The 22,791-nt window shown below is 67.8% G+C and carries 26 protein-coding genes; 15 read left to right on the forward strand and 11 right to left on the reverse strand.

The genetic code is table 11. The features are described 5' to 3' along the window. The coding region (locus CAP40_RS18255; RefSeq protein ID WP_179188362.1) for a GtrA family protein at nt 1–574 on the forward strand (574 nt) is incomplete at its 5' end. A gap of 132 nt (nt 575–706) precedes the next feature. Here the strand turns inward: CAP40_RS18255 and CAP40_RS18260 are convergent. Next, nucleotides 707–2,008, reverse strand: coding sequence for a glycosyltransferase family 39 protein (locus tag CAP40_RS18260; protein WP_086130996.1), 1,302 nt, complete (start codon nt 2,006–2,008; stop codon nt 707–709). Nucleotides 2,009–2,152: 144 nt separating this feature from the next. Between CAP40_RS18260 and CAP40_RS18265 the strand changes: the two genes are divergently transcribed. The 3 genes from CAP40_RS18265 to CAP40_RS18275 all read left to right on the forward strand — a co-directional run bounded on the left by CAP40_RS18265 (nt 2,153) and on the right by CAP40_RS18275 (nt 4,666). Then, a complete protein-coding gene (locus tag CAP40_RS18265) occupies nt 2,153–3,361 on the forward strand; it encodes a PLP-dependent aspartate aminotransferase family protein (RefSeq protein ID WP_086130997.1) in 1,209 nt (402 codons plus the stop codon). Then, nucleotides 3,361–3,759 (forward strand): Co2+/Mg2+ efflux protein ApaG, encoded by a 399-nt coding sequence (apaG, locus tag CAP40_RS18270; protein ID WP_086130998.1) that lies wholly within the window; start codon nt 3,361–3,363, stop codon nt 3,757–3,759. Before CAP40_RS18265 ends, apaG begins: the two co-directional genes overlap by 1 nt. Nucleotides 3,760–3,874: 115 nt before the next feature. Then, on the forward strand, nt 3,875–4,666 hold the full coding sequence (locus CAP40_RS18275; protein ID WP_086130999.1) for a LysR family transcriptional regulator: 792 nt from the start codon (nt 3,875–3,877) through the stop codon (nt 4,664–4,666). A gap of 45 nt (nt 4,667–4,711) precedes the next feature. Here the strand turns inward: CAP40_RS18275 and CAP40_RS18280 are convergent, their stop codons facing one another. After that, the gene (locus CAP40_RS18280) at nt 4,712–5,893 is read right to left on the reverse strand and encodes a hypothetical protein (RefSeq protein ID WP_086131000.1); all 1,182 of its coding nucleotides are present in this window, start codon (nt 5,891–5,893) and stop codon (nt 4,712–4,714) included. Nucleotides 5,894–6,000: 107 nt separating this feature from the next. Here CAP40_RS18280 and CAP40_RS18285 point away from each other — a divergent pair, with 107 nt between their 5' ends. Then, entirely contained in the window at nt 6,001–6,834 is an 834-nt protein-coding gene (locus tag CAP40_RS18285; RefSeq protein WP_086131001.1) for a TIGR00266 family protein, read from the forward strand. Further along, nucleotides 6,831–7,094 carry a hypothetical protein gene (locus tag CAP40_RS18290; protein WP_086131002.1) on the forward strand — a complete coding sequence of 88 codons (264 nt, stop codon included), beginning with the start codon at nt 6,831–6,833 and terminating at the stop codon, nt 7,092–7,094. Before CAP40_RS18285 ends, CAP40_RS18290 begins: the two co-directional genes overlap by 4 nt. Here CAP40_RS18290 and CAP40_RS18295 read toward each other — a convergent pair. From CAP40_RS18295 to CAP40_RS18320, 6 genes are all read right to left on the reverse strand, one after another. Continuing rightward, a complete protein-coding gene (locus CAP40_RS18295) occupies nt 7,091–8,398 on the reverse strand; it encodes a serine hydrolase (protein ID WP_086131003.1) in 1,308 nt (435 codons plus the stop codon). The two genes, CAP40_RS18290 and CAP40_RS18295, sit on opposite strands and share 4 nt — an antisense overlap. Before the next feature lie 186 nt (nt 8,399–8,584). Continuing rightward, the gene (gene parE / locus CAP40_RS18300) at nt 8,585–10,582 is read right to left on the reverse strand and encodes a DNA topoisomerase IV subunit B (protein WP_086131004.1); all 1,998 of its coding nucleotides are present in this window, start codon (nt 10,580–10,582) and stop codon (nt 8,585–8,587) included. Between the two features lie 182 nt (nt 10,583–10,764). Then, a complete protein-coding gene (locus CAP40_RS18305) occupies nt 10,765–12,288 on the reverse strand; it encodes a methyl-accepting chemotaxis protein (RefSeq protein ID WP_086131005.1) in 1,524 nt (507 codons plus the stop codon). Then, the gene (locus CAP40_RS18310) at nt 12,285–12,599 is read right to left on the reverse strand and encodes a hypothetical protein (protein ID WP_086131006.1); all 315 of its coding nucleotides are present in this window, start codon (nt 12,597–12,599) and stop codon (nt 12,285–12,287) included. The genes CAP40_RS18305 and CAP40_RS18310 overlap by 4 nt, the downstream gene beginning before the upstream one ends. Before the next feature lie 57 nt (nt 12,600–12,656). Next, nucleotides 12,657–13,238: a demethoxyubiquinone hydroxylase family protein gene (locus CAP40_RS18315; RefSeq protein WP_086131007.1), complete on the reverse strand. Its 582-nt coding sequence runs from the start codon at nt 13,236–13,238 to the stop codon at nt 12,657–12,659. 6 nt (nt 13,239–13,244) lie between these two features. After that, nucleotides 13,245–13,895 carry a GcrA family cell cycle regulator gene (locus tag CAP40_RS18320; protein ID WP_086131008.1) on the reverse strand — a complete coding sequence of 217 codons (651 nt, stop codon included), beginning with the start codon at nt 13,893–13,895 and terminating at the stop codon, nt 13,245–13,247. Nucleotides 13,896–13,950: 55 nt separating this feature from the next. On the opposite strand from CAP40_RS18320, the gene CAP40_RS18325 reads away from it, so the two are divergent. The 9 genes from CAP40_RS18325 (at nt 13,951) to queE (ending at nt 20,730) form a co-directional block, all read left to right on the forward strand. Continuing rightward, entirely contained in the window at nt 13,951–14,790 is an 840-nt protein-coding gene (locus CAP40_RS18325) for an ABC transporter permease (RefSeq protein WP_086131009.1), read from the forward strand. A gap of 163 nt (nt 14,791–14,953) precedes the next feature. After that, the gene (locus tag CAP40_RS18330; RefSeq protein WP_086131010.1) at nt 14,954–16,150 is read left to right on the forward strand and encodes an aspartate aminotransferase family protein; all 1,197 of its coding nucleotides are present in this window, start codon (nt 14,954–14,956) and stop codon (nt 16,148–16,150) included. A gap of 31 nt (nt 16,151–16,181) precedes the next feature. Next, nucleotides 16,182–16,367, forward strand: coding sequence for a hypothetical protein (locus tag CAP40_RS18335; RefSeq protein WP_179188363.1), 186 nt, complete (start codon nt 16,182–16,184; stop codon nt 16,365–16,367). Next, on the forward strand, nt 16,364–17,281 hold the full coding sequence (gene argF / locus CAP40_RS18340) for an ornithine carbamoyltransferase (RefSeq protein ID WP_179188364.1): 918 nt from the start codon (nt 16,364–16,366) through the stop codon (nt 17,279–17,281). Before CAP40_RS18335 ends, argF begins: the two co-directional genes overlap by 4 nt. Nucleotides 17,282–17,291: 10 nt before the next feature. After that, a complete protein-coding gene (locus CAP40_RS18345) occupies nt 17,292–17,714 on the forward strand; it encodes a hypothetical protein (RefSeq protein ID WP_144034430.1) in 423 nt (140 codons plus the stop codon). A 98-nt stretch (nt 17,715–17,812) separates the two neighbouring features. After that, nucleotides 17,813–18,739: an Hsp33 family molecular chaperone HslO gene (locus tag CAP40_RS18350; protein ID WP_256924361.1), complete on the forward strand. Its 927-nt coding sequence runs from the start codon at nt 17,813–17,815 to the stop codon at nt 18,737–18,739. Nucleotides 18,740–18,810: 71 nt separating this feature from the next. Next, a complete protein-coding gene (locus CAP40_RS18355) occupies nt 18,811–19,218 on the forward strand; it encodes a hypothetical protein (RefSeq protein WP_086131015.1) in 408 nt (135 codons plus the stop codon). 182 nt (nt 19,219–19,400) lie between these two features. Then, a complete protein-coding gene (gene queC, locus CAP40_RS18360; RefSeq protein ID WP_086131016.1) occupies nt 19,401–20,084 on the forward strand; it encodes a 7-cyano-7-deazaguanine synthase QueC in 684 nt (227 codons plus the stop codon). A 13-nt stretch (nt 20,085–20,097) separates the two neighbouring features. Then, the gene (gene queE / locus CAP40_RS18365; RefSeq protein ID WP_086131017.1) at nt 20,098–20,730 is read left to right on the forward strand and encodes a 7-carboxy-7-deazaguanine synthase; all 633 of its coding nucleotides are present in this window, start codon (nt 20,098–20,100) and stop codon (nt 20,728–20,730) included. Between the two features lie 124 nt (nt 20,731–20,854). On the opposite strand, the gene CAP40_RS18370 is transcribed toward queE, so the two are convergent. From CAP40_RS18370 to lipB, 3 genes are all read right to left on the reverse strand, one after another. Continuing rightward, a complete protein-coding gene (locus CAP40_RS18370) occupies nt 20,855–21,535 on the reverse strand; it encodes a hypothetical protein (protein WP_086131018.1) in 681 nt (226 codons plus the stop codon). A 182-nt stretch (nt 21,536–21,717) separates the two neighbouring features. After that, the gene (locus CAP40_RS18375) at nt 21,718–21,954 is read right to left on the reverse strand and encodes a hypothetical protein (protein ID WP_086131019.1); all 237 of its coding nucleotides are present in this window, start codon (nt 21,952–21,954) and stop codon (nt 21,718–21,720) included. Nucleotides 21,955–22,068: 114 nt separating this feature from the next. Further along, entirely contained in the window at nt 22,069–22,716 is a 648-nt protein-coding gene (gene lipB / locus CAP40_RS18380) for a lipoyl(octanoyl) transferase LipB (protein ID WP_373384956.1), read from the reverse strand. Nucleotides 22,717–22,791: the final 75 nt, after the last annotated feature.

The following is a 22,791-nucleotide window of genomic DNA, read 5'->3' on the forward strand; positions in this document are numbered from 1 at the left end:
GCCGACGCTGTCGGCGATCGGGTTCAAGATCCTGCTGGACATCATGACCGCGTCGCCGCGGCCGCTGAAGTTCCTGGAGCTGCCCTATGTGTTTCGGACGCGGGCGCTGGGGGAGAGCAAGCTCGATTATGTGGTGGCGATGGAATATCTCATCGCGCTCTACGACCGGATGTTCGGCCGGGTGGTGCCGGTGCGCTTCGTGATGTTCTCGGGCATCGGCGCGCTCGGCGCGGGCGTGCATTTCCTCGTGCTCGGTGCGCTGTTCCGCGGTCTCAACTGGCCCTTTGTCGGTGCGACCATCCTCGCCACCGCGGCGGCGATGACCTTCAATTTCTTCCTGAACAATGCGCTCACCTATCGCGAGCAGCGGTTGAAGGGCGCGGGCCCGATGCTGGCCGGCTGGTTCTCCTTCTGCCTGGTGTGCAGCGTGGGGGCTGCGGCGAATGTCGGCGTGGCGGCGTTCCTGCACAATGTCCAGCATGGCGACTGGCGCTTCGCGGCGCTGGCCGGCATCGCCGTTGCCGCGGTGTGGAACTTTGCCCTGTCCTCGCGCTTCGTCTGGGGACGGTACTGAAGTTCCCCGCCCTGGAAGGGAGGGGTTAGGGGTAGGTGGCGTCCTGGCGGTATGGATGGGCTGGCGCTCGCGGCGCCGTATAGCGAGCAATCCACCCACCCCCGACCCCTCCCTTCCAGGGCGGGGAGTTGGCTACCGCCAGCTGCCGATCCACATCCAATGGGTGAAGCCCTGGCTGTCCGCCAGCGGGGCGGCCGAGAGGATCGGATAGAAATAGCCGAACACCAGCAGCGAGAGCGCGGCGAACCATTCCTCCCAGCCGCGGTTCCGGCCGCGATCGAAATGCTGGAACGCGATCGCCAGCACCATGCACAGGAAGATGCTGCTGGGGTGATAGTAATAATAGAAGCCGATCGACTTGGGGATGACGACATAGATCGCCAGCGACGCGGTCCATAGCAGCGCCATTGCCAGCGGCCGGATCGCCCTGTCCCTGAACCAGGCCCAGTAACAGGCCGCCACCGCGACCAGGCCGCCCCACATGATCAGCGGATTCCCGATCAGCAGCACGCCGCGCTGGGCACCCCGGTCCCATTCGTAGAAATACCAGATCGGCCGCAGCATCAGCGGCCAGCTCCACCAGCTCGACTGATAGGTGTGGTGCGGCAGGATCTGCGTCTGCATCTGCCACATGTGGATCTGCTGGCTGAACAGGCCGGAAAGCGAGGTCAGCGGATCGGTGGTGTAGAAGAAGGCCGGGGCGAAGGTGACGAAATAGGTGAGCACGCTCACCACGCCCATCGCCAGGATCGCCGGGACGGCGGGCAGGCCGGCCCAATGGCGTTGCCCCTTGCCCGAAAACGCCGAAAGGATCGGCTGCTTCGCCAGGCGCACGTCGCGCGCGCGGATCACGAGGAAGGCGAGCGCGGCGAGCACGATATAGGGCACACCCGCCCATTTGACCGCGGTGACGCAGCCGAGCAGCGCGCTGCCGGCGATCCAGCGCCACCACACCGCCCTGCCGCTGCCCTGCATCGACCAGAGCAGCATCACCAGCGCCCAGACCAGGAAGGCGCCGAGGAAGATGTCGAGCATGCCGGTGCGTGCCTGGACATAGACGGTCTGGTTGAGCGTGGTGAGCACCGCGCCGACCAGCGCGGTGCGCATGGTGCCGGCCAGCAGCCAGAGGAACGCGAAGACGCCGAGCACCGTGGCGGTGCCCGCCAGCGTCGAGGCGATGCGCCAGCCAAAGGGATTGTCGCCGAGCAGCGCCATGCCCGCCGCGATCAGCTCCTTGCCGAGCATCGGATGCTCGACGTTGCGCGGGCCCGACAGGTCGAGCAGGGCCTGGGCGGCGGGCAGGTAATGCACCTCGTCGAACATGATCACGCTCGGCTGGTCGAGATGGACCAGGAACAGCGTCTGCACGGCGATGGCGAGGAGCAGGGCGACGAGCCAGGGACGGTCCTGCAGGGCCTTGAGGCGATCGAGCATGGCGCGTTGATTAGCCGAGCGTTTCGTGGCCGTCATGCTGAACTTGGTTTCCGGATCCGCGGAGCGACGAAGCAGGACTTGTCGGCGCCCAAGTGACGAGCGGTGTTGACGCCCCGTCCCCTCAGCCGCAAAGCATCTCGCACTATGAAGCGTCGTACCGGCCAAGACCGCAGCGTAACCCGCAACTGGAAACCCGCCACCCAGGCCGTGCGCGGGGGCACCGCGCGTTCGGAATGGGGCGAGACGAGCGAGGCGATGTTCCTCACGTCCGGCTACGCCTATGATTGCGCCGGCGATGCTGCCGCGCGCTTCGCGGGCGAGCAGCAGGGCATGACCTATTCGCGCCTGCAGAACCCGACGGTGGAGATGCTCGAGGAGCGGATTGCGCTGCTCGAGGGCGCCGAGGCGTGCCGCACCATGTCCTCGGGCATGGCGGCGATGACGGCCGCGATCCTCTGCCAGGTGAGCGCGGGCGACCATATCGTCCAGGGCCGCGCCGCCTTCGGCTCCTGCCGCTGGCTGACCGACAGCCTGCTTCCGCGCTTCGGCGTGGAGACCACGGTGATCGACGCGCGCGACCCGCAGCAGTTCGCGGACGCGGTGCGCCCGAACACCAAGGTGTTCTTCTTCGAGACGCCCGCCAACCCGACGATGGACGTGGTCGATCTGGAAGCGGTGTGCGCCATCGCCCGCAGGCACGGCATCACCAGCGTGGTCGACAATGCCTTCGCCACGCCCGCGCTGCAGCGCCCGCTGGAGTTCGGCGCGGACGTGGTGGCCTATTCGGCGACCAAGATGATGGACGGGCAGGGCCGCGTGCTCGCCGGCGCGGTCGCCGGCTCCTCCGCCTTCATCAACGACGTGCTGCTGCCCTTCACCCGCAACACCGGGCCGACGCTGTCGCCGTTCAACGCCTGGGTGGTGCTCAAGGGACTGGAGACGCTCGATCTGCGCATCCGCCGCCAGAGCGAGAATGCGCTGAAGGTAGGCAGCTTCCTCGAGGCGCGCGTGCCGCGGATCAATTTCCCGGCGCTGCCCAGCCACCCGCAGCACAACCTCTTCAACCGCCAGATGGACGCGGCGGGCCCGATCTTCTCGTTCGAGGTCGATGGCGGCCGCAAGCAGGCGCACGCGCTGCTCGATGCGCTCGAACTGGTCGACATCTCGAACAATATCGGCGATTCGCGCTCGCTGATGACGCATCCGGCCTCCACCACCCATTCGAGCGTGGCCGAGGAGAAGCGCTTGGAGATGGGCGTGACCGAGGGCATGCTGCGCCTGAATGTCGGGCTGGAGGATTCCGAGGACGTGATCGCCGACTTGGACCAGGCGCTGAGGGCCGCCGGATTGTGATGGACGCATTGTTCACCGATGCGGCGGAAACGCGCGGGATCACCGTGCGCGTGTCGGTGAGCTATCTTCCCGAGCAGAGCGAGCCCGATCGTGGCCGCTGGTTCTGGGCCTATCACATCCGCATCGAGAATAGCGGGCCGATGACGGTGCAGCTCCTGACGCGCCACTGGATCATCACCGACGGCCGCGGCGCCCGCCACACCGTGGAGGGCGAGGGCGTGGTCGGCGAGCAGCCGATGATCGCGCCGGGGGCGAGCTTCGACTATGTCTCGGGCTGCCCGCTGAGCACGCCGATGGGGAATATGCAGGGCAGCTATCACATGATCGGGGAGGATGGCTCGGCGTTCGACGTCGCCATCCCCAAGTTCGCGCTCACGGCGCCGGCGGTGGCGGAATGAAGCGGACGCACAACAAGTCCCCCTTCCGCTTGCGGGAGGGGTTAGGGGAGGGCCTGTCCCGCTCCAACCCACGTCGGGCCCTCCCCCGACCCCTCCCGCAAGCGGGAGGGGAGCTATGAAGCGGACGCATCTTCCCTTGAACGGCCTGCGCGTGCTCGACGCGGCGGCGCGGCACCTGAGTTTCACGCGCGCGGCGGACGAGCTGGCGGTGACGCCGGCGGCCGTCGGCCAGCAGATCCGCGCGCTGGAGGATACGCTGGGCGTCGTCCTGTTCCGCCGCACTACCAAGGGGCTGGAGCTCACCCCCGAGGCCGAGGCCGGGCTGGCGGCGCTGCGGGCAGGCTTCCTCCAGTTCGAGGAAAGCGTGCGCGCGATGCAGGCGGGCCAGTCGTCCAAGTCGCTGACCATCGCCGCGCCGCGCGACTTGACCGCGAAGTGGCTGATGCCGCGCCTGGCCGAGATCGCGCGCGAGGACAGCGACCTGCGCTTCATGCTCGTCCCCGCTGACGAGGCGATCGACTTCACCGAGGCCAATCTCGATCTCGCCATCCGCTGGGGCGAGGGGCCCGGGGAGCATGAGGGCGAGGCGCTGGAGAGCGACGGGATGGTCACGGTCGAGCGGCCGGGCGGCAGCATCGACGTGCGCATCTCCTGGCCCGGCTGCATGGCCGAGGATGCCGGCTCGCTGGTGCGCGTCGCCGATGCCGGGCTCGCGCTCGACGCTGCGGCCGAGGGGCTGGGCCGTGCCACCGTGCCCGAGCTGCTGGCCCGCAGCGACATCGAATCGGGCCGGGTCGTCGTCGTCGGCGAGCCCAAGAGCTCGAAGCTCGGCTATTGGCTGGTCGCGCCCCTGCCCCAGTGGCGGCAGAAGAAGGTGAAGTCCCTGGTCGACGCGCTCGCGGCTTGAGCCGTTCCGCGCCCGCGCCGCGACGGGCGCGGCACCGCTGGCCTGTCAGAAGGCGGGGCGGGGCGCCACATAGAGCGAGGGCGGAATGCTCGAGGTCGGCCGGTCAGGGGTGAGGTCGAGCCAGACCAGCCTTCCGGTGTTCGAACGCATGCCCATGTTCGAGCCGGTGGAGTCGCCCGCATCGAATACCAGCGTGAACCGCTCGACGCGGACCATGCCGTCCGAGTCAGGCGGAAGGCGCAGCGGAGCATAGCGCCGCGTGGCGATCGCCTTGCGCACGCGCGCCGACCAATCGGCCGATATCTCTGGCGAGCGGCGAATCTCCTCAAGGTCGTGCACGCGGCCATCGGCGCCGATCCGGAAGCGGAAGTCGGCCCATTCGGGATTCGAGTCGATCGCCTTGCGTATTGCCGCCCGCGCCCCGTTTCGAAGGGGGAGGTCTTCATAGACCAGCACGGGCTCGGTGAAACCGGCGTCGGCCAGGCTGGCGATGGCGCGATTCCTTGCCCCGTCGTCGCCCGCGATCGCGGCAATGCGCGCGCGCAGCACGCGGGCGCCGATGCGAATCCGGTCGAGCTCGGGCGCGGCGGTCCGTTCGATCCGGGCGATCCGTTCGCGCGCGGTGCCGCGATACATCGGGTCCTGTGCGGAAAGCAAAGTGTACAAGGTGGCGGAACGGAGCATGGCAACGCCTGCGACCTGACGCTGGCCGGCGTCGCGTGCCTGCTTCTCGATCTGACGATAGACTTGGTCGGCGGCATCGGTGCGGCCGGTCAGCAGAAAGTCGTCCCCGGCAACCAGCTGCTGGAGCAGGATGCGCGTGTCCTTGCGGTCCAGCGCGCTCCTGAGCGTATCTATGGCGTCGACCTGGGCGATACGGGCTCGGGCCGGAAAGCCGTCCAGGTCGGTCATCCGGCCATAATTGCGTTCGAGATCCGCGATCTCCACCGGATATGCCTTGCGGTTGCGCCCGTTGCGGGTGCGCGCAGCCGCGAGCGTGGCACGGGCCTGGCGATAGTCGCCGGCGAGCAGCTGGTTCTCGGCATGCGCGATGCTCGCTGCGATATCTTCGGGAGGCGGGCAGCCATGCGCGATGCACTCGGCGAGCCGCCGGGCCGAATCGGCGAGCGGGCTTCCCGTGACGAGGATCGGCGCGGAGGTTTCCCGTTCGGGCTTTTCCTGCGCCTGGATGGGCGCTGCGACCAGTAAAGCCAACGCGATGCGCATGTCTCGTGTCCCCCATATCGAAAGGACCGCATCCTTCCTGCGATGTCCAGTGGCTGGCGCCGGCCGGAGCGGCTAAGGCGGCACCGAACCGATTGGAGAGCCTTATCATGCCGCAAAGCCCGTGGAGCCATAGCCGCAGCGCCGGTGTCGCCGACGATATCGATTTCGAGATCAAGGGGCAGGAGCTCCAGTTCGTCGAGATCGAGCTCGATCCGGGCGAGAGCGCGGTGGCGGAGGCGGGCGCACTGGTGTGGAAGGACGCGGCGGTGGGGATGACCACCGTGTTCGGCGACGGCAGCGGCGCGCAGGGCGGCGGCTTCATGGGCGCGCTGCTCGGCGCCGGCAAGCGGCTGGTCACCGGCGAGAGCCTGTTCACCACCGTCTTCACCCATAACGGCTCAGGCAAGGCGCGCGTGGCCTTTGCGGCGCCGGTGCCGGGCGCGATCGTGCCGCTGAAGCTCGATTCGGTGGGCGGCACGCTGATCTGCCAGAAGGACGCATTCCTCTGCGCCGCCAAGGGCGTGTCGATGGGCATCGCCTTTCAGCGGCGGATCATGACCGGCCTGTTCGGCGGCGAGGGCTTCATCATGCAGAAACTCGACGGCGATGGCTGGGTGTTCGTCCAGTTCGGCGGCATGGTCGTCGAGCGCGAGCTGGCGGCGGGCGAGGAGCTCCATGTCGACACCGGCTGCGTCGCCGCCTTCACGCCTTCGGTGGAGTTCGACCTGGTCGGCGCCGGCGGAGTGCGCAGCGCGATCTTCGGCGGCGAGGGCCTGTTCTTCGCGCGGCTGCGCGGGCCGGGCAAGGTCTGGATCCAGTCGCTGCCCTTCTCCCGCCTCGCCGGGCGCATGATGGCGGCGGCGAGCAGCCATGGCGGGCAGAATCGCGGCGAAGGCTCGGTGCTGGGCGGGCTTGGCGACCTGATCGGAGGCAATCGTTGAGCCGGCCGATCCCGGATCTGCGCGATCCGGCGCAGCGCAGCGCCTATCGCCGCGAGCTGATGCAGGTGGCCAAGGGCTTTCGCCGCACCGGCGTCGCCCTCGCGGTGCTCGGCTCGGCGCTGATCCTGGTCAACGCCTATTGGATGCCGATCCCGAACATCGTCACGCTGGCGGCGATCGTCGCCGGCTTCGCGCTGATGCTCTTCGGCATCGGCGCACGGACCAAATACCACAGGCGCCGGATGCGCGGGGAGATCTAGGGCGCGCTCAGCTCCGCCGCCTTGCCGATCAGCGCGGCGAAGCGGCCCTCGTCGACGGCCTTCTGCACATCGTTCCAGCTGCCGGTGACGACGTACCAGTCGCCATTCTGCGCCTGGAGCAGCAGGGTCATGTTCATCACGCCGGGCTCCGATCCGCCCTTGTAGCCGATCCATTGCCACTTGCCGCGCACATCGGGGCTGACTCCCGGATTGGCGGACAGGATCCGGCGCGCCTCGGTGCCGGCCATGCCCTCGGTGTTCCGCCGCAGCCAGTCCATCACCCGGACGAGATCGTTCGGGCTCTCGAACCATTCGAGCGTGTCGATGCGGTTGGGGATCTTCCTGGTGAAGCTGGTCGCGTCGATCAGGATCGGCGGGATGCCGGCCACTTCCCCCTCGAGCAGCTTGCGCCGCCCGGCCTCGTCCAGCGCCAGATAGCGGTCGCCCAGTCCGGCGACGCCCTTCAGCCGGAAGACGTCGAGCGTGCCCAGAAAGGGCCGATTGCGCGCCGGATCGGCAATGCCGAGCACCGGCATCATCGCCTCCACCTTCGCGCGGCCGAGGGTGTGGAGCAGGATGTCGGTCGCGCTGTTGTCGCTGATCGAGATCATCTGGGTGGCGAGCTCGCGCAGGGTCACCTGGGTGCCCTTGGGCTTCATGGTGTAGCCGCCGCCGGGCAGCATGCCGCCGTCGAGCGTGACGAGATCGTCCCATTTGCGCTCGCCGGCATTGGTGGCGCGGACCATCTCGGCGAGGATCACCAGCTTGAACGCCGATCCGATCGCATAGGGCTTGTCGGCATTGCGGCCGGCGAGCGGCCGCGGCGCGCCGCTGCCCAGTTTCGCGATCGCATAGCCGACATCGCCGGGCAGGGCGGCAAGGGCGGTTTCGACTTGCGGCAGCGTCTTCTCGGCACTTTCGAATCCGCGGATGAGCAGCCCGCCCACCCGGTGCGGCGGCGCCGGATCGGCCACGAGGAGGACGTTCGCCACCGCCTTTTCATACTGGACCCGTATATTGGCCCGCCACGGCGTCTCCTGCGTCACGCCCAGGATCGCAAGCGGCTTGCCATTGGCGGCGATCAGCTGCGCGGTGACGCCCTGGAGCATCGCCTGCGGCACTTTCTCCTGGAAGGCCGGCGTGAAATAGCCGGCATAGTCGCCGCCACCGTTCAGGATCGCGATGAGCTCGCCGAGCCGCAGGGTGAAGGCGGGGTCCGCCCGAACCGGCTGGGGCGGCGCGGTCTGCGCGGAAGCGGGAGCGGCGAGCAGGAAAGCGGCGAGAAGCGGGAGCAGGCGCATCATTGCCTCGGCGGCTGTGGATGCGCCACTTCTACGCGAGATAAATCATGATATCAACATTTATTGCCCTCATCGTCGCCACGGCGAAGGCTGGGACCTCAGGCGATGGCGGGAAAGGAGCCGCACGCGATCCCGGCTTTCGCCGGGATGACGGCGCTGGGCCGGGATGACAGCCTAGGGCGAGCCCCCTCAGGCGTCGATCACTTCCTCGTCCAGCCGTGCCGCATTCTCCTGGATGAAGGCGAAACGATGGGCGGGATTGTTGCCCATGAGGCGATCCACCAGATCCTTCACACCGGCGCGCTCCTCATATTCCTGGGGCAGGGTGATGCGCAGCAGGCCCCGGGTCGCCGGGTCCATGGTGGTTTCCTTGAGCTGGTTCGGGTTCATCTCGCCCAGGCCCTTGAAGCGGCTGACCTCCACCTTCTTGCCCTTGAACGCCGTGGTCTCGATCTCGAGCCGGTGCGCGTCGTCGCGCGCGTAGAGCGACTTGGAGCCGACCGTCAGGCGATAGAGCGGCGGCTGGGCGAGGTAGAGATGCCCCTGGCGGACCAGGTCGGGCATTTCCTGGAAGAAGAAGGTCATCAGCAGCGTGGCGATATGCGCGCCGTCCACGTCCGCGTCGGTCATGATGATGATGCGCTCGTAGCGCAGGTTGCTGGGGTCGCAATCCTTGCGGGTGCCGCAGCCCATGGCGAGGATCAGGTCGGCGATCTCCTGGTTGGCCAGGATCTTCGCCGAGGTGGCGGAGGCGACGTTGAGGATCTTGCCGCGGATCGGCAGGATCGCCTGGGTCTTGCGGTCGCGCGCCTGCTTGGCGGAGCCGCCCGCCGAATCGCCCTCGACGATGAACAGCTCGGTGCCCGCCGGATCGTCGGCCGAGCAATCGGTGAGCTTGCCGGGCAGGCGGAGCTTGCGCGCGCTGGTCGCGGTCTTGCGCTTGACCTCGCGTTCCTGCTTGCGGCGCAGGCGGTCGTCCATCCGCTCGATCACATAGCCGAGCAGCGCCTTGCCGCGATCCATATTGTCGGCGAGGAAATGGTCGAAATGGTCGCGCACCGCCTTCTCGACCAGGCCGGCGGCCTCGGGCGAAGTCAGCCGGTCCTTGGTCTGCGACTGGAACTGCGGATCGCGGATGAAGACCGACAGCATGAGCTCGGAGCCGGTCATCACGTCGTCCGCGGTGATGTCCTTGGCCTTCTTGTTGCCGATCAGCTCGCCAAAGGCACGGATGCCCTTGGTCAGCGCGGCGCGCAGGCCCGCCTCATGGGTGCCGCCATCGGGCGTCGGGATGGTGTTGCAATACCAGCTGTACGACCCGTCGGACCATAGCGGCCAGGCGACCGCCCATTCGACGCGGCCGTTGTTCTCGCCCGGGAAATCCTGGCGTCCGGCGAAGAAATCGGCGGTGGCGCATTCGCGGGCGCCGAGCTGCTCCTTCAGATGGTCGGCCAGGCCGCCGGGGAACTGGAACACCGCTTCGGTCGGGAGGCCGCCCTCGCGGTCTCCGTCGGAGATCAGCTCGGCGTCGCACTTCCAGCGGATCTCGACGCCGGCGAACAGATAGGCCTTGGAGCGGACCAGCTTGTAGAGCCGGCCCGGCTTGAACAGCATCTCGCCGAAGATCTCGGTATCGGGCACGAAGCTGACCGAGGTGCCGCGCCGGTTGGGCGTGCCGCCGACATGCTCGAGCGGCCCCAGCGTCTTCCCCTGGCTGAAGCGCTGGCGATAGAGCTGCTTGTCGCGCGCGACCTCCACGGTGGTGTCGATCGACAGCGCGTTGACCACCGAGATGCCGACGCCGTGCAGGCCGCCCGAGGTGGCATAGGCCTTGCCGGAGAATTTGCCGCCCGAGTGGAGCATCGAGAGAATCACCTCGAGCGCCGACTTGTCGGGGAATTTCGGATGCGGATCGATCGGCATACCGCGGCCATTGTCGACGATGGTGATGCGGTTGCCGGCCTCGAGCGTGACTTCGATGCGGTTGGCATGGCCGGCCACCGCCTCGTCCATCGCATTGTCGAGGATCTCGGCGGCGAGATGGTGCAGCGCGCGCTCGTCGGTGCCGCCGATATACATGCCCGGGCGGCGCCGGACCGGCTCCAGCCCTTCGAGGACTTCGATCGAGGAGGCGTCATAGGTGCCGGAGGGCACGCCCGGCGCGGCAAACAGGTCTTCAGCGGCCATGGAGAACGTATAGGGGGTGCGAGGTGAGGGGCGCAAGAGATGGGGCTTTCCAATTCGTCCCCCGGCTTGTTGGGGGAGGGGGACCGCCGCGGCACGTGCCGGTGACCTGCGGTCCCCTCCACCACGACGCTCCGCGTCGCGGTCCCCCTCCCCGAGGCGAGCTCGGGGAGGAATTTTTGGAATCACGCCGCCTTGAGCTGGGCGATGAACTTGTCGGTCGCCGCTTCCAGCGCCACCGCCGCCTCGGAAAGCCCGGTCGCGGCGCTGGAGACCTGGTCGGACAGCGCCTCGGTGTCGCTTGCCACGGTGGCGACGGCGCCGATCCGCTCGGCCATGCGGGTGGCCCCCATCGCCGTGTCGTGGGCGGTCGCTTCGATCATGCTCGCGGCCTGGCGCTGCCCGTCGACTTCGCCGCGGATCGCCTCCGCGGCCGCCGCGACCTCGGCGACGGTGGCGGCGATCTCGTCGAGCGCGCCGTGCGCCAGGGTGGCGCCACCCTGGACGGTGCCGGCAAGGGTGCGAATCTCCTCGGTGGCGGAGCCGGTCTGGTTGGCGAGCGCCTTCACTTCGTGCGCGACCACCGCGAAGCCGCGGCCGATATCGCCGGCGCGCGCCGCTTCGATCGTGGCATTGAGTGCCAGCAGGTTGGTCCGGGCGGCGATCTCCTGGATCGATTCGGCGAAGCGGGTGATGGTGTTCGCGCGCTCCGCCAGGGCGCGCACCGCATTCTCGCCCGAACGCGAGACGCCGCGCGCCGCGCCGCTCAGATTCGCCTGCTGGTCGACGCTGGTGGCGATCGCCACGATCGAGGCGGTGAGCTGGCGCACGCCGCTGGCGAGCCCGCCCGCAGTGTCCGAAGCCTGGCTGGCGATGTGCGCGGTCGCGGCGAGCTCGACGCTTGCCGTGTGGGCCAGCGAATTGAGCGCATGGGCCGAGCGATCGAGGTCGCTCGCGGCACGGGTCACGTCGCGCACCGTCTCGGCGACCGAATCCTGAAAGGCGGTGGCGAGCGCCAGCATCTCGCGGCGGCGCTCGGCAGTCGCGTCGCGCTCGCTCGTCTCGCGGCGCGCCCGCTCGGCGCGCTCGCGCGATTCGGCGGCGCGCATCGCGGTGAGCGCCGCCTCGGCATCGTCGCGCCGCGCGGTGGCGTCGGCTGCGAAGCGGTCGCTCTGGGCGCGGGCATCGGCCTGCGCCTCGATCAGGCGGACGAGCTGGGTGGTGAGATAGGCGAGCACCGCGAATTCGAGCAGCACCGCCACGGCATGGAAGACGACGCGCCCGAAATTGCCGCCGCCCTCGAACACCCAGGCCGGCACCGCGAGCTGGAAGACGATGTGATGGGCCGCGATCATCGCGCAGGCGAGCGCGATCGGACGCCAGTCGTAGAGCAGCGTCAGGCCCGAGAGCGCGACGAAGAAATACATGTGCGAGTCCATCTGCCAGGGATGGCCGGTCAGCGCATAGACGGCGAGCGCGGGCTGGATCGCGGCGAGCGTGCCGACGATCAGCCGCGCGGCGGCATCGTAGCGGCGGCGCAGCGCGACGATCGTCGGGACGATGTTCGCCGCGGCGCCCAGCAGGAAGGTCATCCACTCGCGCTGGCTGCCCAGCAGCAGCCCGAGCAGGAAGACCACGCCGACGGTCGCCCAGCTCGCCATGACCAGCGTCCGGACGCCGCGGCGGCGAAGACGATCGATCTCGTTCATGCGGCTGCTCCTCCGCACAGGGCCGGTGGTGCCGCGAGGATGAGGATCGCCCGGCCCCGGAGCGCCGAGGCGATGGCGAAATGCGTGCCCGTGACGACGAAGCTGCCTGGCAGCGGCCCGTCGCCGAGCAGTTGCGCGCCGCCGTCGATTGCCTGGGCGAGCATGCGGTCCGCTGCGCCGGGCAGCATCGGCACGAGCAGCATCCGCCCCTGGCTGGGAGGCCAGAAGGCCGCGCAGGCCACTACCAGCCCGGCGAGCGCGAGCTGCGCGGCCAGGGCGTGATGGGCGAGGATTGATCCGAAACGGTTCATTCCGCGCGTCTAGCGGGAATTAGGTTAGAAACACGTAAACCACGGTATTTGCGTAGATTACGATATTCGCCGTGCGTGTCCGATGGCCCTTGGCCCGGATCGGCGGTGCATGCCGATCCAGATCACCGCCTCGGTTGCGATGCCGACGCCGGCGTCGAGGATGTGCTGGAGGGGGCCGCCCCGCAGATGTGCCACCGATCGATCGTGATGCTCCTGCTCCTCCTCGACGATGTCCAGGAGGATGGCGACCGCGGCCGGATCGCTGGTTTCGAGCGCCGCGATCTGCGCGGTCATGTGGCGCAGCACGACTCGCTCGATCGCAACCGTGGTGGCGGCGATCGCGTGGCGGCCGAGCAGGCCGGTGATGGTGCCGAGCACGGTGCCGAGCGCCGCGCACAGGGCATGGCTAGGGCAATGCGCCTGGTCGCGGCGCGCGAGTTCGGCGGCGAACAGCGCGCGGTGACGCATCTCGTGCGCGATGAACGCCTCGATCTCGGTCAGCAAGCCCGGCGCGGTCCAGCGGGCGAGCCGCAGCTGCGCCCGATAGACGCACACTGCGCCATGCTCGCCGGCATGGTCGACGCGCAGCACGCGGTCACCCAGCGTCTCGCCAGGTGCCAGGCGTGCCGCGATCGGCATCAAGGTTCAGCGGACGCGCGGGCCGCCAAAGGGCAGGGGCGGCGGCGGGCGGCGATCGCGGCGGGGCAGCTGCGCCTGATAGGCATGGCCGCAATGCTCGACGCAATAAGGGAAGCCCGGGTTCACCTTGTCGCCGCAGAAGTGGAAGTCCGGCTCGCCCGGATGGCCGATCGGCCATTTGCAGATCTTGTCGTTGAGATCGAGCAGGCTGGTCTTGTCCGCGATCGCCTCGGACGGCTTGGCGGGGACGAGCCGGCGGGGCGGGGCGGGCGAGATCGGCGGGGTCTGCTCGCCGGGATTCTGGCGGACGAAGCCGCCCGGGCCGACCGAACGGAGCACCGGTCCGTCGGAAGCGGGCTTGGGCTCGGCGGGAGCGGAAGGCGTGGCGGCCGGCGCGGCGGCGCGCGGGGCCGGCGACTCGACAGGCGCGGCGGCGGCTGGCGTCGGGCGCGGCGCGGGCGCCGGCTTGGGCTCGGCCGCGACCTTGGGTTCGTTGGGCTTCACGGGCGACGGACGCGCGGGCAGGCCCAGGCGGTGCGCCTTGCCGATCACGGCATTGCGGCTCACGCCGCCCAGCTCCTCGGCGATCTGGGTTGCGGTCAGGCCGCTGTCCCACATCTTCTTCAGCGTATCGATCCGCTCTTCGGTCCAGCTCAAAACTTCTCTTCCTTCACCTTGCAGGCGGCCCGCGCAGCGGTTACGCGAACGCGCGATGAGCAGCCAGCCTGAATTCGGTCAACAGCTCCCCGAGCCCGGCGTTCCGGTGATCCGCAACGTCAACTGGGGAGGTTTGCGCACCCTCTATATCAAGGAGGTGCGCCGTTTCTTCAAGGTGCAGCTCCAGACGGTATGGGCACCGGCGGTCACGACGCTGCTGTTCCTGGTGATCTTCACCGTCGCGCTGGGCGGCGGCGGGCGGATGGTGACGCTCCAGCACCGCGAGATTCACTTCGCCGAATTCATCGCGCCCGGCCTGATCGTGATGGGCATGCTGCAGAACGCCTTCGCCAACGCCAGCTTCTCGCTGCTCGTCGGCAAGATCCAGGGCACGATCGTCGATTACCTCATGCCCCCGCTCTCGACCACCGAGGTGCTCGCTGCCCTGTGCGGCGGGGCGGTGACGCGCGCCTTCTGCGTCGGCGGCACGGTGTGGCTGGCGATGGCGATCTGGGGCGTGAACGTGTGGCCGCAGCATCTCTGGGCGGTGCTGTGGTTCGGCTTTCTCGGTTCGCTGTTCCTGTCGCTGATGGGTGTGCTCACGTCGATCTGGGCGGAGAAGTTCGATCATGCCGCGGCGGTGACCAACTTCGTCGTGGCGCCGCTCGCCCTGCTCTCGGGCACCTTCTACTCGGTCGAGCGGCTGGCCCCGACCTTCCAGGCGATCAGCCACGCCAATCCCTTCTTCTACATCATCTCGGGCTTCCGCTACGGCTTCCTCGGAGTCGCCGATTCGCCGATCCTGGTCGGCAGCCTGGTGATCCTGGGGCTGGACGTGCTGCTGGGCTTTGTCTGCTACGCGCTGCTGCGGCGCGGATGGAAGATCAAGAACTAGGCCGATTCCAAGTCGATAGCGTGGGCGCATGCCCCTTGCCGAAACGATTATTGACCTCTCCCGGCCGCCGCACGTAAACACCCGCCTCGGGCGGTCCCGACAGGCCGCCCTTTTGCGTTTCTGGAGTCTCGTTTCGAGCTTTTCACGAAGGAGGTACGTTCCCATGACCATCACCCCGCTCATGCCCGTCTATCCGCGGTGCGCTGTGCGGCCGGTGCGAGGCGAGGGCGTGTATCTCTATGGCGAGCGCGGCGAGCAGTATCTCGACTTCGCTGCGGGCATCGCGGTCAACGCGCTCGGCCATGGCCATCCGCACCTGACCAAGGTGCTGCAGGACCAGGTCGCCACGCTGATGCACGTGTCGAACCTCTATGGCAGCCCCCAGGGCGAGGCGCTGGCCCAGCGGATCGTCGACAACAGCTTCGCCGACACGGTGTTCTTCACCAATTCGGGGGTCGAGGCGATCGAGTGCGCGATCAAGACCGCGCGCCGCTATCACTATGTCAACGGCAACCCGCAGCGCCACAAGCTGATCACCTTCAAGAACGCCTTTCACGGCCGTTCGATCGGCGCGATCTCGGCGACCGACCAGCCCAAGATGCGCGACGGCTTCGAGCCCCTGCTGCCCGGCTTCGACTATGTGAAGTTCAACGACCTGGAGGGGGCGCTCGCCAAGATCGACGGCGAGACCGCCGGCTTCCTGGTCGAGACGGTGCAGGGCGAGGGCGGCATGACCGCCGGCACGCCCGAGTTCATCCAGGGCCTGCGCAAGGCGTGCGACGCGCATGGCCTGCTGCTCATCCTCGACGAGATCCAGTGCGGCTATGGCCGCACCGGCAAGATGTGGGCCTATGAGCATTATGGCATCACCCCGGACATCATGACCGCCGCCAAGGGCATCGGCGGCGGCTTCCCGCTCGGCGCCTGCCTGGCGACCGAGGAAGCGGCGAAGGGCATGGTGATCGGCACGCACGGCTCCACCTATGGCGGCAATCCGCTCGCCATGGCCGCGGGCCAGGCCGTGCTCGACGTGATGCTCGAGCCGGGCTTCCTCGATCACGTCACCAAGATGGGCGAGCGGCTGCGCCAGGCCTTCGAGCAGATGATCCCCAACCATGATCATTTGTTCGAGGAGATCCGCGGCAAGGGGCTGATGCTCGGCATCAAGATGAAGGAGCCGGCGGTGAGCCGCGACTTCGTGGCGCATCTGCGCGACAATCACGGGCTGCTGACCGTCGCCGCCGGCGAGAACGTGTTCCGCGTGCTGCCGCCGCTGGTGATCAACGAGGATCACATCGCCGAATGCATCGAGCGCCTGAGCGAGGGTGCGCGGACCTTTGGGACGCCCAGCGATGACTAGGCCGGGTCTGCGCGACCTTGCCGCGAGCCTGATGCTGCTCGTCGGTCTGGCCGCGCTGACTCCGTTCCTCCTCCTGCTCGGCACGACGATCGTATCGGGCATCGATCCCCATGAAGGCATGCTCTTCTTGTTGCTCTTCGCCAGCGCCGCAGCTGGTGGAGCGCTGCTGGTTGGGTCTGCCTGGATGTACACCTCTTCTCTCAAGGCGAAGCTTTGATGCGCCACTTCCTCGATCTGTCCGACGCCGGCCCTGTCGGCATCCAGGCGATGCTCGACGATGCCATTGCCCGCAAGCAGGCCCGTGTCGGCTGGTCCAAGGGGAAGGTGGACGCCGACGCTCCGCTCGCCGGTCGCGTGCTGGCGATGGTGTTCGAGAAGAACTCCACGCGCACCCGCGTCTCGTTCGACATGGCGATCCGCCAGCTCGGCGGCACTTCGATCGTGATGGATGCGGGCAGCATGCAGCTCGGCCGCGGCGAGAGCATCGCCGATACCGCGCGCATCCTCTCGGGCTATGTCGACGCGATCATGATCCGTACCGACGATCATCAGAAGGTGGTCGACATGGCGCGCTATGCCAGCGTGCCGGTGATCAACGGCCTCACCGACGCTTCGCACCCCTGCCAGATCATGGCGGACCTGGAGACGATCCTCGAGGCGGGCTTCGCGCTGCCGGGGCTGAAGGTCGCCTGGCTCGGCGACGGCAACAATGTCCTCGCCTCGATCATGGAGGCCGGCGGGCTGATGGGCTTCGACGTCGTCGCGGCCTGCCCCCAGGGCTATCAGCCGAGCGACGCGGACGTCGCCCGCGGCAAGGGCCGGGCCAGGGTCGTCGGCACGCCGCACGAAGCGGTGGAGGGCGCCGACATCATCGTCACCGATACCTGGATCTCGATGGGCCAGGCCCATGCCGAGACCAAGCTTGCCGCGATGATGCCCTTCCAGGTGACCGAGGCGCTGATGGCCGAGGCCAGGCCAGGCGCGAAGTTCCTCCACTGCCTGCCCGCGCATCGCGGCGAGGAAGTGGTCGATGCCGTGATCGACGGGCCGCAATCGCTGATCTGGCAGGAGGCGGAAAACCGCCTCCACGCGCAAAAGGCGGTGCTACGGTGGTGCTTCGGGCAGATCTAGGAGGCGTGTCTTGCCGTGGGTCCGCATCGCGGCATTGGTTGCCACGGGCCTCGCGGTGCTGCTCTCGTTGCTCTGGTTCGTGCCGCGCGAAACCGACTATGCTGAGCGGCTGATCTGCCTGGCCGCGCTGCTCGTTGCCGCTGCGAACGCGGCGATGGTCGCCCATCTCGGGCGCATCCGCCGTGCAGGGCTGTCAGGTTGGGCGCTCCGGCTGGTGATGATCGGGGTCGCCATGGCGATCGCGTTCGGCAGCTTCGAAGACTGGGCCCAGATTCTGGTTCCCGATGATGGCAGTTTCACCGGCGTCCTTGCGTCCGTCGCGGTGGCGGGTTGGATCGCCGTGGCGCTCTTCCTGGCCGGCCCGTCTGCGCTGGCCGCGGGATGGGGGCTCTGGTTCATGGCGCGGCTCGCCGGGCGCGCTCGGGCGGCCTGAGTTGTCTCGGGCCCGCAAGGCCCTACATAGCGGGCAACTTCCGACAAATTGTGCCACAAGCGGCATCCCGGCTCCGGCCGGGCAGCGAGGATTTCGACGTGACCAACACCGCCCCCACCACCGATCTCGATCGCGTGATCGGCTTCACCATCCCCGGTCGCCACACCCGTGGCCGCGTTGCGCGGCTGGGGCCGGTGCTCGACGAGATCCTGTCGGCCCATGCCTATCCCGAGCAGATCGAGCGGCTGCTGGCCGAGGCGCTGACGCTCACTGCCCTGCTCGGCTCCACGCTCAAGCAGGCCGAAGGGCAGATGACGCTCCAGGCGCAGACCCAGGGCGGCATCGTCAGCCTGCTGGTGTGCGACTATAAGAATGGCGAGCTGCGCGGCTATGTGCAGTTCGACGCCCTGCGCCTGTCGCAGCTCGGCAAGAACCCGTCGCTGTTCGCGCTGTTCCACAAGGGCCATCTGGCGATCACCTTCGACCAGGCGACCACCAAGGAGCGCTATCAGGGCATCGTGCCGCTCGACGCCGGCTCGCTGGCCGAGGCGGCGCAGAGCTATTTCCTCCAGTCCGAGCAGATCCCCAGCCTGGTACGGCTGGGCGCGCGGCGCGACAGGGAAACCGGCAAGTGGATCGGCGGCGGCCTGTTCCTCCAGCACCTGCCGGAGGGCGAGGCGGGGCGCGAGCGGCTGCATGTGCGGCTCGACCATCCCGAATGGCAGCATGTCGAGGCGCTGGGTTCGACCATGGGCGTCGACGAGCTGGCCGACGCGGCGATCCCGCTCGAATCGCTCGTCTGGCGGCTGTTCAACGAGGAGGAAGAGGTGCGTGTCCTCAGCGGCGCGGATCTCGCGCGCGGCTGCCGGTGCGACCCCGCATACATCACCGAGGTGCTCGCCAAGTTCCCGGAAGAGGAGCGGGCGGCAATGGCGGACGAGGCCGGGGTGATCGCCGTCGATTGCGTCTTTTGCTCGAAAAAATTCCCGGTGAAGCTCGCCGATTTCGTTCCGCCACCGTTGTAATCGGGCGGACTCGCGCCATATCGGCTGCAAAGGGCGCGGGCTCCTGGGCCTGCGGCGGGAGGACGTTGCGTATGTTGTTCAAGCGTCTGGTGTGCGTGGCATTTGCCGGCGCATCGCTGTTGATCGCGGGCGATGGGCCGGCCGTGGCCCATCGTTCCTCCACCCAGGCAGTGCTTTCGCAGATCGAGCGTGGCCAATGGCTGCTCAAGGAGCGGCGGGGCGGCGAGCGCAAGATCTGCTTCGCCGGGCCGAACAGCTTCATCCAGCTTGCCCATGGCGCCACGCCCTGCGAGCAGTTCGTGGTCGCGCAGGACCAGCACGCGGCGACGGTGCGCTACACCTGCACCGGGCACGGCCAGGGCCGCACCACGATCACCGTGGAGACGCCGCGGCTGGTGCGGATCGAAACGCAGGGCGTGCTCGACGGCTCGCCGTTCGAGCAGGAATATGAGGCGCGCCGTGCCGGTGCCTGCGGCTGAACGGGATTTAACCCTTATTTCACTGCTGGCGGACTATAGTGTTCCTCGCTCCTAGTGAGCACTTTCCTCTCTGGCATGGGTTATCCCAAGAAACTGGGCCGCCTCCGGGCGGCCCATTTTGCGCCCGGACGCGCGTGGCGACGCGTTTTGCCTCGTGGCGAAATCCGGAGTAGGGCGCGCCGATGACAGACAGCGTTGCAATTGTACTGGTTTCCGGCGGACTCGATTCGATGATCTCGGCCGCGCTTGCGCGCGAGGCGGGGTATCGGCTGTACGCGCTCTCCTTCGACTATAACCAGCGCCACCATATCGAACTCGCCGCCGCCCGCCGCGTCGCCGCCGCGCTGGGCGCGGAACGCCATATCGTGATGCCGATGGACCTGCGCGCGTTCGGCGGATCGGCGCTCACCGCGGATATCGACGTGCCCAAGGACGGTGTGGGGGACGATATCCCCGTCACCTATGTGCCGGCGCGCAACACCATCTTCCTCAGCCTCGCGCTCGGCTGGGCCGAGGCTTCGGGTGCGCGCGACATCTATATCGGTGTCAATGCGCTCGATTATTCGGGCTATCCGGATTGCCGCCCGGAATTCATCGAAGGGTTCGAGAAGCTGGCCGAGCTGGCGACCAAGGCCGGGGTGGAAGGCGCGCCCTTCCGCATCCGCGCGCCGCTCCAGCACATGACCAAGGCGGATATCGTGCGCGAAGGCACGCGGCTCGGGCTCGACATGGGCCTGAGCTGGTCGTGCTATGATCCGGCGCCGGGCGGGCTGCATTGCGGCTTGTGCGACAGCTGCCGGCTACGCGCGAAGGGCTTCGAGGAAGCCGGCATCCCCGATCCGACCCAGTACGCGGCCCATCCATAGGGGGTTCTGGGCGATGACCTACAGCGTCAAGGAAATGTTCCTCACGCTCCAGGGTGAGGGCGTGAATGCCGGCGCGCGCGCGGTGTTCGTGCGCTTCGCCGGGTGCAATCTTTGGACCGGCCGCGAGCAGGACCGGGCCGGTGCGATCTGCCGGTTCTGCGACACCGATTTCGTTGGCACCGACGGACTGGGCGGCGGCAAGTTCGCCGATGCCGATGCGCTGGTCGATGCGGTGGCCCGACATTGGGGCGAGGGCGCCGAGGCGCGCTTCGTGGTGCTCACCGGCGGCGAGCCGATGCTCCAGGTGGACGATGCGCTGGTCGACGCGCTCCATGGCCGCGGCTTCCGCATCGCGATCGAGAGCAACGGCACCTTGCCGGTGCATCCGGGGATCGACTGGATATGCATCAGCCCCAAGGCAGGCAGCGAAGTCGTCCAGCGCGCCGGCGACGAGCTCAAGCTGGTCTGGCCGCAGCCCGGCACCGATGTCGCGATGCTCGAGGGCTGGGATTTCGCCAACTTCCTCATCCAGCCGATGGACAGCGCGGAAGCACAGGAGAATATCGAGGCCGCGATCGCCTTCGCGATGGCGCGGCCCCGCTGGCGGCTGACCCTGCAGGCGCACAAGATGCTGGGATTGCGCTAGGCGCGGTTCCCGTCTTCCGGCCTCACGCAGTCTTCCGGCGAAAGCCGGGATTTCGTGCGGCTCTTGCCCGCGCCTTCGCCTGGGATCCCGGCTTTCGCCGGGATGGCGGAAGCGGGCTAGCCGATCAATCGAGCAGCAGCGGGCCGCACTTCTTGACCTGATACTGGCCCTTCTTCCAGCACTTGTCGTTGCCGAAGGGCGGCATCTTCACACCGTACATGCCGGTGACGATATAGCCCGACGGACGATATTGCTCACCCCAAGGGCCCAGGCTGGCGCGGAGTTCCTTGATCCGGTCCTGCGCCAGGTCGCCGAACTTGCCCGGCTTCACGAAGACGGCATCATGGCCGATTGAGGCCGCCGTCTGGCAGAAAGAAAGCTGTCCCTGAACAGTCGAGAATCCCGAGTAGATGCGGGTACCGTACTTGTCGAGCTCTAGCTGGCCCTGCTTCTTGTTCTTGTACGCTCTTAGAAAATATTTCTCGAGCGTAGCGTAGGAATCACGCAGTTCGATCGCGTGATCCTTGATCAGCGAATTGTAGTTGTCGACCGACAACAGGGTCGGCTCGAACTGGCACTGGAGCGCCGCGACGTTGAGCGCGGCGCGCAGGTTCCAGGCGAGCGCGGCGCGCAGCTCGTCGGCGGTGGCGCCCGGCAGCGCCGGGCCGGTCATGCCCGGCTCGGCACCGGTGACTCGCCCGCTCTCGAGATTGGCGGGCTTGAGGAAGAATTGCGCCGAAGCCGGCGCGGATCCGAACAGGCCGATCCCCCCGGCCAGCACAAGTGCGATACGCGATGCGAACATGCTGCCTCGAAAACTACCAGTTGACCCCGTGCGCACGGGTTACGGCGTTCCGAGTCCGGGTTGAAGCCCTTTTTTACCATCCGGGCCGTGCCATGCCGGCATTTCATCGCAAATCGGCAAGCGAAAAGGGCCGCCCGGTCGCCCGGACGGCCCTTTCTTCAAACACCCTACCGGGCGCGCGATCAGTGCGCGTTGGTGGTGTTGGTCTCGACGGTGGTGGTGTTCTCGACCACGGCGCCGTTCTCGGTGGCGGCGGCGTCGATGTTGGTCACCATGGTGTCGGTGGTCACGTTCTCGGTCGGAACGACTTCGGTGGTGTTGGTCACGTTGGTCGACTCGTTGCTGGTGCACGCCGAGGCCAGGAGGGCCGCGCCGGCGATCATCGAACCTGCAACGATCTTCGAAATGACTGCACGCATGTAGAAAGCTCCCTAGATAATGGATCTGGATTACGGTTACGCCGTTTAATACCCAAACCGGAGTGGACATTAGACGGTTCGGGCAAACCCCTCAAGACTCGATTTGACCTGCGCTCAGGAGAGAGCGTCCAAAAATGGCAAAAATGTGGCCCGGAGCGCCGAATCGAATTGCCGGGATGTTACCGGCTTGCCGAGCGCGGCTGCGCTGGTGACGGGGAACTCGGCGATGCCGCAGGGGACGATTCCGTTGAAATCGCTCAGGTTCGGCGAGAGATTCACTGCGAAGCCGTGCATGGTCACCCATTGCCGGATGCGCACGCCGATCGCGCCGATCTTCGCTTCCCGGCCGGTCTGGTCGAGCGTCCAGATGCCGATGCGGCCCTCGGCGCGGAACGCCTCGATCCCCAGCTCGCCCAGCGCGGCGATCACCCAGCCTTCCACGGCATGGACATAGCCGCGCACGTCGCGCTTCCGCCGGCGCAGGTCGAGCATCGGATAGCCGATGCGCTGGCCGGGCCCGTGATAGGTGTAGCGCCCGCCGCGCCCGGTGCGGAACACGGGGAAGCGCGGGTCGATCAGCTCGCCCGCATCGGTGGCGCTGGTGCCGGCGGTGTAGACGCTCGGATGCTCGAGCAGCCAGATGCGTTCGGGCGCGGTGCCGGCGGTCAGCGCGGCGACATGCGCCTCCATTTCGGCCAGCGCGGCGCCATATTCGATCGGCTCCGGCGCGACCCGCCATTCGATATCCTGGTTCATCGGCATGCGAATTGCGCATCCGAAAGCGATTGCGCAAGCATTGGCAACATAATGCGCGCCCGCTAACACCGTCCGGAGGGA

Origin of the sequence: Sphingomonas sp. IBVSS2, from assembly GCF_002127225.1 — a bacterium.
GTDB lineage: Bacteria > Pseudomonadota > Alphaproteobacteria > Sphingomonadales > Sphingomonadaceae > Sphingomonas.

Bases quoted from the DNA above. Each gene is read 5' to 3' on its own strand.
- CAP40_RS18260 (WP_086130996.1), bottom strand. From the start codon at position 2,008: ATGCTCGATCGCCTCAAGGCCCTGCAGGACCGTCCCTGGCTCGTCGCC.
- lipB (WP_373384956.1), bottom strand. From the start codon at position 22,716: ATGCCGATGAACCAGGATATCGAATGGCGGGTCGCGCCGGAGCCGATC.
- parE (WP_086131004.1), bottom strand. From the start codon at position 10,582: ATGGCCGCTGAAGACCTGTTTGCCGCGCCGGGCGTGCCCTCCGGCACC.
- queE (WP_086131017.1), top strand. From the start codon at position 20,098: ATGACCTACAGCGTCAAGGAAATGTTCCTCACGCTCCAGGGTGAGGGC.
- CAP40_RS18315 (WP_086131007.1), bottom strand. From the start codon at position 13,238: ATGCCGATCGCGGCACGCCTGGCACCTGGCGAGACGCTGGGTGACCGC.
- CAP40_RS18370 (WP_086131018.1), bottom strand. From the start codon at position 21,535: ATGTTCGCATCGCGTATCGCACTTGTGCTGGCCGGGGGGATCGGCCTG.
- CAP40_RS18325 (WP_086131009.1), top strand. From the start codon at position 13,951: ATGAGCAGCCAGCCTGAATTCGGTCAACAGCTCCCCGAGCCCGGCGTT.
- CAP40_RS18285 (WP_086131001.1), top strand. From the start codon at position 6,001: ATGCCGCAAAGCCCGTGGAGCCATAGCCGCAGCGCCGGTGTCGCCGAC.
- CAP40_RS18355 (WP_086131015.1), top strand. From the start codon at position 18,811: ATGTTGTTCAAGCGTCTGGTGTGCGTGGCATTTGCCGGCGCATCGCTG.
- CAP40_RS18295 (WP_086131003.1), bottom strand. From the start codon at position 8,398: ATGATGCGCCTGCTCCCGCTTCTCGCCGCTTTCCTGCTCGCCGCTCCC.
- CAP40_RS18335 (WP_179188363.1), top strand. From the start codon at position 16,182: ATGCTGCTCGTCGGTCTGGCCGCGCTGACTCCGTTCCTCCTCCTGCTC.
- queC (WP_086131016.1), top strand. From the start codon at position 19,401: ATGACAGACAGCGTTGCAATTGTACTGGTTTCCGGCGGACTCGATTCG.
- CAP40_RS18305 (WP_086131005.1), bottom strand. From the start codon at position 12,288: ATGAACGAGATCGATCGTCTTCGCCGCCGCGGCGTCCGGACGCTGGTC.
- CAP40_RS18330 (WP_086131010.1), top strand. From the start codon at position 14,954: ATGACCATCACCCCGCTCATGCCCGTCTATCCGCGGTGCGCTGTGCGG.
- CAP40_RS18310 (WP_086131006.1), bottom strand. From the start codon at position 12,599: ATGAACCGTTTCGGATCAATCCTCGCCCATCACGCCCTGGCCGCGCAG.
- CAP40_RS18375 (WP_086131019.1), bottom strand. From the start codon at position 21,954: ATGCGTGCAGTCATTTCGAAGATCGTTGCAGGTTCGATGATCGCCGGC.
- CAP40_RS18275 (WP_086130999.1), top strand. From the start codon at position 3,875: ATGAAGCGGACGCATCTTCCCTTGAACGGCCTGCGCGTGCTCGACGCG.
- apaG (WP_086130998.1), top strand. From the start codon at position 3,361: ATGGACGCATTGTTCACCGATGCGGCGGAAACGCGCGGGATCACCGTG.
- CAP40_RS18265 (WP_086130997.1), top strand. From the start codon at position 2,153: ATGAAGCGTCGTACCGGCCAAGACCGCAGCGTAACCCGCAACTGGAAA.
- CAP40_RS18280 (WP_086131000.1), bottom strand. From the start codon at position 5,893: ATGCGCATCGCGTTGGCTTTACTGGTCGCAGCGCCCATCCAGGCGCAG.